Origin of the sequence: Chitinophaga sp. (assembly GCF_036566945.1) — a bacterium.
Classification (GTDB): Bacteria; Bacteroidota; Bacteroidia; order Chitinophagales; family Chitinophagaceae; genus Chitinophaga.
Genome location: NZ_DATCVJ010000072.1, coordinates 1 through 6,378, shown reverse-complemented (window position 1 = coordinate 6,378; position 6,378 = coordinate 1). Strand labels below are relative to the sequence as shown.

Annotated in this window: 8 protein-coding genes; 2 read left to right on the top strand and 6 right to left on the bottom strand. The window is 42.1% G+C overall.

What is annotated here, in order from left to right:
- Positions 1 to 348: 348 nt before the first annotated feature.
- A complete protein-coding gene (locus VIP81_RS02140) occupies positions 349 to 675 on the bottom strand; it encodes a hypothetical protein (RefSeq protein WP_331956832.1) in 327 nt (108 codons plus the stop codon).
- A gap of 126 nt (positions 676 to 801) precedes the next feature.
- On the opposite strand from VIP81_RS02140, the gene VIP81_RS02135 reads away from it, so the two are divergent.
- A complete protein-coding gene (locus VIP81_RS02135) occupies positions 802 to 1,287 on the top strand; it encodes a hypothetical protein (RefSeq protein WP_331956831.1) in 486 nt (161 codons plus the stop codon).
- Positions 1,288 to 1,385: 98 nt separating this feature from the next.
- Here VIP81_RS02135 and VIP81_RS02130 read toward each other — a convergent pair whose 3' ends face one another.
- The 3 genes from VIP81_RS02130 to VIP81_RS02120 all read right to left on the bottom strand — a co-directional run bounded on the left by VIP81_RS02130 (position 1,386) and on the right by VIP81_RS02120 (position 2,769).
- Positions 1,386 to 1,607 (bottom strand): helix-turn-helix transcriptional regulator, encoded by a 222-nt coding sequence (locus VIP81_RS02130; RefSeq protein WP_331956830.1) that lies wholly within the window; start codon positions 1,605 to 1,607, stop codon positions 1,386 to 1,388.
- Between the two features lie 121 nt (positions 1,608 to 1,728).
- Positions 1,729 to 2,109 (bottom strand): nuclear transport factor 2 family protein, encoded by a 381-nt coding sequence (locus tag VIP81_RS02125; RefSeq protein WP_331956829.1) that lies wholly within the window; start codon positions 2,107 to 2,109, stop codon positions 1,729 to 1,731.
- Between the two features lie 87 nt (positions 2,110 to 2,196).
- A complete protein-coding gene (locus VIP81_RS02120; protein WP_331956828.1) occupies positions 2,197 to 2,769 on the bottom strand; it encodes a Crp/Fnr family transcriptional regulator in 573 nt (190 codons plus the stop codon).
- A gap of 92 nt (positions 2,770 to 2,861) precedes the next feature.
- Here VIP81_RS02120 and VIP81_RS02115 point away from each other — a divergent pair, with 92 nt between their 5' ends.
- Positions 2,862 to 3,983 carry a glycoside hydrolase family 43 protein gene (locus VIP81_RS02115; RefSeq protein WP_331956827.1) on the top strand — a complete coding sequence of 374 codons (1,122 nt, stop codon included), beginning with the start codon at positions 2,862 to 2,864 and terminating at the stop codon, positions 3,981 to 3,983.
- Positions 3,984 to 4,054: 71 nt separating this feature from the next.
- On the opposite strand, the gene VIP81_RS02110 is transcribed toward VIP81_RS02115, so the two are convergent.
- Together VIP81_RS02110 and VIP81_RS02105 are read right to left on the bottom strand one after the other, a co-directional pair.
- Positions 4,055 to 5,056: a glycosyltransferase family 2 protein gene (locus tag VIP81_RS02110; protein WP_331956826.1), complete on the bottom strand. Its 1,002-nt coding sequence runs from the start codon at positions 5,054 to 5,056 to the stop codon at positions 4,055 to 4,057.
- On the bottom strand, positions 5,043 to 6,378 hold a 1,336-nt coding region (locus VIP81_RS02105), incomplete at its 5' end, for a glycosyltransferase family 2 protein (protein ID WP_331956825.1). The genes VIP81_RS02110 and VIP81_RS02105, both read right to left, overlap by 14 nt.

Genomic DNA, 6,378 nt, shown 5'->3' with positions numbered 1-6,378 from the left:
TAAAGAGAATCATTTGAAGGCAATTCTTGATGAAATAATTTTGCAGAGCAAGGTTGAATTCAATTATCAGGACGATGATGATGAGGACGAAAATCCGGAGCAATCACTTTTCTAACTTTCGTTTCGAACCCATCGAGACTGACATATTATATATCTCGTGAAATAATTCAATTGAAAAGCCACATTTAGTCTGAGAGAATGGCAATTAAATAGCAAAAGTTAGCAAATCTTTAAATATGTGGTTAGATATTCCGCACATTCCGGCTACAAAATTAAAAAAGGCTTTCAGCAATGCTGGAAGCCTTTTACTTTTCCAATGATTTATATAGTTCTACAACCTTATTTCCATCAAAAGTCGATCTCCCCTAATTCGATTTCACCTACTTTATAACCTAGTTCTCTTGTTGCAATTTCCTTGATTTCCTTGACCCAGAATACCCATTCATTTGGATCCATTAGCCCGGAAAAATGAAGCCCACTTGGTTCAACAGAGGCTGAAATATCTTTTTCATTCTCATTGAAGCTAAACCAATAAGGAATTCCGTTTTCACCATTTTCGCCTCCTGTTCCATAACCTATCCAACCATTAAGTTGCCCATAAATTAGAGGTACTTTATCCCAAATTTCTTGCGCTGCATCATACCTTATATTTAAATTCATTTCATGATTTGTCATACAAACGATTATATACCTAATTTAGACATTGTGGTCGAATTAAAGAAAGATAGTGACAATTTCAATATTATATATAATTAAGTCAGATATACCGACCGTTCCGGCTACAGGTTTAAAAGCCGCAAATTGTTGATAAAAGGGTTGCTGCTTTTCCATGTGGAGTTAGTAGTATTTTTTTTGTTTGATTTAGCTTTGCTTATGAAAGAACCTAAAGGAAGATATGTTACTCGTGATGCAATCACTTTTCTTGCTGAAGAATTCAATTATCGTAATGAAGATTGGATGCAGGACTGGGAGTACATTGTTGCTGATTACAAAGATCTCAATCGGTATATTGAATTATATACAACTGTAACCAACGATGATATTCGGTTCGCGCTTATGGAGATGATCATCGAAACAAGCAACGAAGGTTGGGATTTGGGCTGGAGCACTGAAATCTGGCCTGGCGTGAAACAAAAACTCGTTGATAACTTTCCTCTACATGAATATACTGTTTATTATTGGTGCTATTCTCTCAGTGATGACATTGAAGATATGTTCAATATCAGTCCTTATATGAGGGACTTATGGAAGGAACTGACAGGTACTGATTTCACAAGTACTTCCTGAATAAAGAAATTAAATCATGGTTTTCAGCAAAGCATTTGAGATAAAACTTCAATGCTCGGAAATCATTCGGACTCGTTTTGAATCCCTTCAACATACTTTTACTTCTTCTCTTTCCTCGGATCAATCAACAAATCACACATACTAACGTCAAGGGCTATAGCAATATCACGCAGCACTTTCAATGTTGGTTGAAAATTATTATTACACATACGAGTAACAGCACTGGGAGTTTTACCTATCATTTCAGCGAGGTCTTTTTGCTTAATATCCTTATCAGCCAATACTGCTTTTATTCTGTTAATTTTCAATTTCCCTTCCATAAAATGATAGTTACCTTCTTAAATCTAATTTAAATAGGAGAAGAAAAAACCACATTCAATTTGGCCTTAACTATACAAAGTTAAATAGTTAGGGCCAAATTGATTAACCTGGATAAGCTCATTACTGACTAACACCACTCATAATTTTACTAACAATCACCCACCTGCCATCCATCCTATGCAACGACAAAAAATCATGATAAACCATATCATACGCTTTCACCTGTACCTCTGCCACCGCAACAGAGTTAGCCACCTTTATACTTAAAATATCTCCTTTAAACGGCTTGCCCGAATCCTTCGGACTCTCCCGATTCGCTACTACCTCCAGCCATTCGTCCAATGTTTTGCTATAAGGTTGTCCTTTTACATCACCAAACAGCCTGGTAGTGGGATGAAAGATCTGTTTTAACTTGTTCAAATCGCCTTCATAGCTTCCCTGAAAATAATATTCTTGCAATGCCTCCGTAATGTTGGCTTCATTCGTTAGTTGAGTTGTCATGCTTTTATATGTTTAGTATGACATGAAGGTATGAAGGGTGCGAAAGTAAATTGTGTGATGTAGATCACATCTTTTGAGGACAGCAGTTCAGGAGTTATTCAGGCGATAAAGTGTTTCTCTCGAAACACCTAAATAGGCGGCAATCAGTCTTTTGGGCACCATATTGTACAACTCAGGGAATAAAGTTATCAGTTCTTCATAGCGATATTTTACGTCGTTGTTCATGGTGCTTAGTAATCTTTTCTGAGAAGCTACATATTCATTGGTCACATGAGCGCGGAAAAAATGTTCTACCTGGTGAAACCTTTTACAAGCGTACTCCCGGGCTTCGTTCGACAGGCACAATAATTCCGTATCTGTAATACAACCTATATTAATAGTAGCTCTTGTACCACTGTACAAGGCGCTGTAGTCCGATGCCCAGCACGAAGGCATGGCAAACTGCAAAACAAACATCTTTTGGTTATCATTTACATAGAAGGTTTTAATGCAGCCACTAAGCACAAAATATTCACCTTCTATTCTGTCGCCCGCGGTAATAATATAGGCGCCTTTTTTATAGGATTTAGTGGTGAAACAATCGAAGAATTCGTCGAACTCGTTATCCGAAAGGTTAGCGGTTTTGGCGATGTGCTCTTTTAGCAGTTGTTTTGGATCCATACCTTAAAAGTAAATAAATCCTGTAGCAATCGGGAAGATATTCTGCACGTTTTTCCCCTATAGCCATTCACAGAAAATTTATATCTTAAAGCATGAAAAAAATCAAGCTGATCTCTTTTTTAATAGTAGTAGCGCTATCGCTGAACGCACAGCAATTGACATATAACAATCCTCTCGCTGTTGATTTGGGTGATCCTTATGTATTACAGGTGAAAGGCGATAAATACTATATGTACGGGACCGGTGGCGCCAGTAACGGCTTCGCAGCCTATTCTTCTACCGATCTGGTTAACTGGAAAAATGAGGGCCAGGTATATTTTCACGATAACAAAAATGGCTGGAGCGACCCCAAAGCCGCCTGGGAGGGTGCTTATTGGGCGCCGGAAGTATATGCTATAAATGGGAAATACTACCTGTTTTACAGTGCGCAATGGAAAGACAATCCAACCAGGGAAGTCGAAAACTTTCGCATAGGCGTTGCAGTAGCTGATAAGCCCACCGGGCCATTTATCGATATAAATAACAAACCCATTTTTGATCCCGGCTACCCCATCATTGATGCAAATGTTCTATTTGACGCAAGTGGAAAAATATACCTCTATTACTCCCGTTGTTGCTACAAACATCCGGTACAGAGTCAAATAGCTGACTGGGCAAAAAACAAAGGCTGGTACAATGAGATCGAAGAAAGCTGGGTATATGGCGTAGAATTAAAACCAGATCTCAGCGGGGTTATCGGTGAACCAATATTGCTACTGCGTCCGCCGGTTAGCATGAAAGATAAACAAGCTGAATGGGAAAGTCGTTCCGTTACATCTAAAGAAGTAAATCGCCGCTGGACAGAAGGTTCTACCATCTTCAAAAAAGGAAATACCTACTACATGATGTATTCTGCCAATTATTTTGGCGGCAAAAATTATGCGGTCGGTTATGCTACGTCTAAAAGTCCTTTAGGGCCTTTTAAAAAAGCAGCCAACAACCCTGTGCTGCAAAAGAACGTTGAGCAAGGTGGTGTGGTAACAGGCACGGGGCATAATAGCATTACTTATTCACCAGATGGTAAAGAAATGCTGTGTGTATACCATGGCCGCACAACAAAAACGGGTGATAAGCGCGTCGTTTTCATAGACAGGATGAATATATTACCGGATGGGAAATTGGTCGTGCAAGGACCAACAACAGCTCCGCAGGCATATCCCGGCGGAGCTAAGTAGCATTGTAATTTTAGTGTGTGCATTGTAGTCAGGGAGACTGATGAAGTATCGCCGCGATGGAGACCTCCTCCTTATTTCCCTCCCTGCTTATACCGTATTAATACCTTCAAAAATATCTTACACACAAAATACGCTGTCACCTTGTTCTGATGCATCTTAAATGATTGCAACGCCTGTTCCAGTGCCTGTCGCGGGCTATTATACTTATGATAGGCCATGTCAGATGTATGGGCAAAATACAAAGACCAATTATGTTGCGCCTTTCGTTTCAGCTGCCGCTGCTGTTGTGCAGGGAGGTAAGGCTGTATAATGTTGATAACGGTTGCGATGTCCTTGATATGCTGACATGACTGAAAATAACGACTGGTAATATTGGTGGTATGTACCCGGTAGGCAGCCAGGTTTTGAGGGGTATAGGCCACGGGATAATGTGCGGCTATTCTCACCCACATTTCCCAGTCTTCTCCATAATGAATACCAAAAAATCCACCCAGATGTTCGTATACCGCTCTCTTTACTACTACCGCTGGTGGTTGCAGTTTTTGTTCTGTTGCAATGGCAGGCAACCAGTTGTTGATAATACCTGGCGTGGGTAACAGCGTATTTCCCGCCCACATAAAATTGCCCGCTTCATCGATATATGAATAACCAGTGCACACTGCGCCGGCTTCAGGGTATTGTTCAAACAGTGCGGCAGTAACTGCATACAGCCCATCGCCGGCCATATCATCACCGTGCAGCAGGTGGATTAACTTCCCTCTGGCGCGGTTTAAACAGGTTTCAAAATTCCGCAGGCTACCACGATTTTCAGGTTGCTGATAAAATTCGACACGGCCTTTGCCGATACTGGCTACCAGTGCCGCTACATCGGCATCCGTGCTCCCATCGTCTACTACTTCTATTTGCATCAGGGCAGGACCGGGGTCCTGCATCAACACACTTTGCAAGGTAGCCGCCAGATATTGGCTGCAGTTATACGTAGGTATCATCACTGACCAGAGAGGGCGAGACACTTCCGGAGCAACGGGTGGTATCAATGGTGGCTCACTAGGTATCCGCTCATTCATTTTCATGCCGGTTTCTTTTAGTATAATAGGACGCCCAATTTTTCAGTCCCTGTTGCAAAGCAAGTCTTTCCTGTTCATTTTGCAATGCAGGAAGCTGTTTCTGTAACACCTGGCGCGCCCATTTCAGCATACGTGTTTTATCGGTAGACATATTCATATCATGAATGCGGTAGGCAGCTATTCTATTATTATGATGAAAAACAAAAAGGTGTCGGGCAATGTTGAGATTGAGATCATAATCTTCACAAACGCTTAGCTGCGTATCAAAATGAAAATGAAAAAAGAGATCACGTCGATAGAGAATACATGATTCCATACCAATGTAATTCCCCTGCAACAACGACAAATATCCGTCACCATTGTGATATACGGTGTTTAGAAAGGAACCGGATTTATCCACGCGGTCGTGTGCGCCGGAAACGAATCCTGCGTGTGGATATAGTTTGAAGTAATACAGTTGCAGTTCTGCTGCTCCCGGATACAAATAATCATCTGCGTCGAGAAAGATCAGGAATTGTCCTTTGCTAAGCTGCACCCCTATATTCCGGGCGGCAGACAATCCGACCCGCTCTACACGTCTATACGTAATCCGGGTAGCGTAATGCGCGCAAACGGCTGCTGTATTGTCGGTAGATCCATCGTCGATCACAATCACCTCTACCTGTTTCCAGGTTTGTGCGAGTGCGCTGTCGATAGCCTGTTGTAGATATTCCGCATGGTTGTAGCAGGGAATAACAACTGAAACAATGCTGTGCTCCGTTATCGGAACAGGTTGTTGTAATGCAGAAGGGAACACGGTAATATCCTGTCGTTGGCGTTGTTTATGCACCCTATAAAACTCCCAGGCTGAATAGCAACCTTTTATTTCCGTCATAATATGCCGGAGACTTTCATCGTGGTTACGTTGCAGCCATTGTTTCAGCCTCATGAGATAGTAGTGTGGCAATCCCTTGTACAAACGTCGCAGGTCTCCAGGTCGCCGGTAGTTTTCATACTGTACCAGCAGGGCGATTACATGTCCTCGCATGTAGCTGAACAGCTGCTGACGCAGACCGTCGTCAGTTGAGCGGTGTTCATGAAACACGTATAGTTCTGGTATATAGTAACAGTTCCATCCTTCTGCCAGTACCCGATACCACATTTCCGAATCGCCACTGCAGCCAGAAGCACCTACATCGAGTCGTTCGTCAAAAAAGCCGGCCAGCAGGAATATTTCTTTCCGGAACGCCATATTGGCGCCGGCACCAATATCCCACGCGGGTACCCCATAATCGCTGTGATCAAGAAAATAACGGTGATCGAACAGACGGGGCAGATATCCTTTATTG

Bases quoted from the DNA above. Each gene is read 5' to 3' on its own strand.
- VIP81_RS02140 (WP_331956832.1), bottom strand. From the start codon at position 675: ATGACAAATCATGAAATGAATTTAAATATAAGGTATGATGCAGCGCAA.
- VIP81_RS02130 (WP_331956830.1), bottom strand. From the start codon at position 1,607: ATGGAAGGGAAATTGAAAATTAACAGAATAAAAGCAGTATTGGCTGAT.
- VIP81_RS02125 (WP_331956829.1), bottom strand. From the start codon at position 2,109: ATGACAACTCAACTAACGAATGAAGCCAACATTACGGAGGCATTGCAA.
- VIP81_RS02120 (WP_331956828.1), bottom strand. From the start codon at position 2,769: ATGGATCCAAAACAACTGCTAAAAGAGCACATCGCCAAAACCGCTAAC.
- VIP81_RS02115 (WP_331956827.1), top strand. From the start codon at position 2,862: ATGAAAAAAATCAAGCTGATCTCTTTTTTAATAGTAGTAGCGCTATCG.
- VIP81_RS02110 (WP_331956826.1), bottom strand. From the start codon at position 5,056: ATGAAAATGAATGAGCGGATACCTAGTGAGCCACCATTGATACCACCC.